This is a genomic window from Citrobacter braakii (genome assembly GCF_002075345.1).
Lineage (GTDB): Bacteria > Pseudomonadota > Gammaproteobacteria > Enterobacterales > Enterobacteriaceae > Citrobacter > Citrobacter braakii.
This window is the reverse complement of the sequence record NZ_NAEW01000098.1, coordinates 1-562: the sequence shown is the minus strand read 5'-3', so window position 1 is coordinate 562 and position 562 is coordinate 1. Positions and strand designations below refer to the sequence as shown.

Here is a 562-nt window from a genome sequence, read left to right as displayed (position 1 = left end):
TGAACCGCAGGGAAAACGCTGTCCAGCCATCAAAAAATAGCCGGGAGGAGGCGTCGTCGAAGGCCACGGGATGGGGCTTCCAATGGGGTAATTGTCAATTCCGCTCCAGCGACCGGACTGGCATGAAAGTATTCCCCCGGAGCTGTCATGGCTTATCGCCCCGTTCTGTGGACACCAGGTGCCGGCAACGTTCACCTGGTCAAGCTTTAAAATCCCCCCGGCAGAAAGGTCACTGTCAGACCGGACTGAACCGCCTTTTAACTGTCCGCCGGTGTAAATACTCTTGTTGTTCAGGCTGCGGATCCACTCATTATCCGTCATGTAGAACCCACCACCATGGGTTTCATCCATCCAGCCCCGCCCGTGCCGTGAGATTATCCACCCGCCTGTGCTGCGAATATCACCTCCTGCCGTCACAGGGCCGTTACTCACAATACTGACGTCAAAGTTACCGTACTTCCCGTTCACCACCCCGGCGCTGTTCAGGTTGTTGCCGCCCATATCTATCGACGTGTGCATTTTGTTCAGTTCCGGCCGGCCGTTCACCTGAAAACGGTACAGA

General features: G+C 55.9%; 1 protein-coding gene. It reads right to left on the bottom strand.

The genetic code is table 11. From position 1 onward, the window contains the following. On the bottom strand, positions 1-561 hold a 561-nt coding region (gene pilV / locus BZK42_RS28045), incomplete at its 3' end, for a shufflon system plasmid conjugative transfer pilus tip adhesin PilV (protein ID WP_346190206.1). Between the last annotated feature and the right edge of the window lies 1 nt (position 562).